The sequence below is a fragment of the Actinoplanes sp. NPDC026670 genome (genome assembly GCF_040638175.1).
Classification (GTDB): domain Bacteria; phylum Actinomycetota; class Actinomycetes; order Mycobacteriales; family Micromonosporaceae; genus Actinoplanes.
Genome location: NZ_JBEZXU010000195.1, coordinates 1 through 1,304 on the forward strand (window position 1 = coordinate 1; position 1,304 = coordinate 1,304).

Here is a 1,304-nt window from a genome sequence, read left to right on the forward strand (position 1 = left end):
GGGGCGTGGCGGGTGGGGCGGGAGGGGGCGGGAGAGATACCCGGTTTGCGGGGTTTGTGGTGGCGGGGGTCACCGAGGCGGTGGGCATGGGTCCGGGGCGCGGGGCGTTGTAGCCATGTGAGCGCGTGAACCCCTCGACCTGGCCCGCACGCGTGGCCGGGGGTACTGGCGAAGGCCGGGGGCGCTGGCGGAATGCCGGCCGGGTTCGCGTCGTTACATCTCCCCGGACGCACACCTCAGCCGAGGCGCTCCCCCACGGTGGCCCGACCGGCCCGCCGAGGCGCTTCGCCGCGCCCCCCGGTGGCTTGACCGGCCCGCCGAAGGCGTTCCCCTTCCCCCCGGGTGGCCCGACCGGCCCGGTGGAATGGTGGCCCGACCGGCCGGTGGAATGCCCGGCGGACCCGGGTCGTTGAGACACCCCGGACGCCCCGAGCAGGCCCCGCCACCGCAGCGTCCCTCCCTGACATCCCCCCTCTCGCAGCACACCGCTCCCCCTACGCGTGTGCCGTACCCCCGATCGAAAGGTGCCTTGTCATCATGCGTACCGACATCTTCCGTAACACCGCCCTGACCGTGGCCGGCCTCGCCTTCACCGGCGGCGCCATCGCCGGCCCTGTCACCGCCGCCCACGCCGCCCCCACCAGCGAGGGCAAGCCTGTCGCGGTCAGCCAGGACCGTAAGAACGGTGAGCGTGAACTGAACGTCCGCTACGAGGCGCAGCCCAACTTCTTCTACTGCGGCCCCGCCGCCGCCCGCAACGCCCTGAGCGTGCAGGGCAAGAACATCGACATGGACGCCATGGCCAAGCAGATGGGCACCACCGAGGCCGGCACCAACTCCATCAACGACATCACCCCCATCCTGAACAAGGAAACCGGTAAGGACGCCTACCGGTCGGTGGAGATCAGCGCACCCAAGGCCGACGACAAGCAGACCGACACCCTGCGCACCGACATCGTCAAGGCCGTCGACGAAGGCCACGCCGTCGTCGCCAACATCGCCGGCACCGCCACCGACACCGACGGCAACACCCACTCCTTCGAAGGCGGCCACTACATCAGCGTCGTCGGCTACCGCGACAACGGCAACACCGTCACCATCGCCGACTCCGCCAACCCCAACCAGGCCTCCTACCGAATGAACGTCGACAACCTCGCCGACTGGATCGCCACCCGCGGCTACACCTCCTGACCCACCCACCCAGGATGAAAGAAGGGCCCTTGTCAACGCGATGCGTCAACAAGGGCCCTTCTTTTCGTCAACGCCGCCAGGGATCCGGTCCGGATCAGGGTCGGCGGTCGCGC

Annotated in this window: 1 protein-coding gene; it reads left to right on the forward strand. The window is 69.9% G+C overall.

Annotated features, from left to right (window positions below; all coding sequences use genetic code 11):
- Positions 1 to 537 precede the first annotated feature (537 nt).
- On the forward strand, positions 538 to 1,191 hold the full coding sequence (locus AB0E94_RS53025; RefSeq protein ID WP_360344601.1) for a C39 family peptidase: 654 nt from the start codon (positions 538 to 540) through the stop codon (positions 1,189 to 1,191).
- Positions 1,192 to 1,304 lie beyond the last annotated feature (113 nt).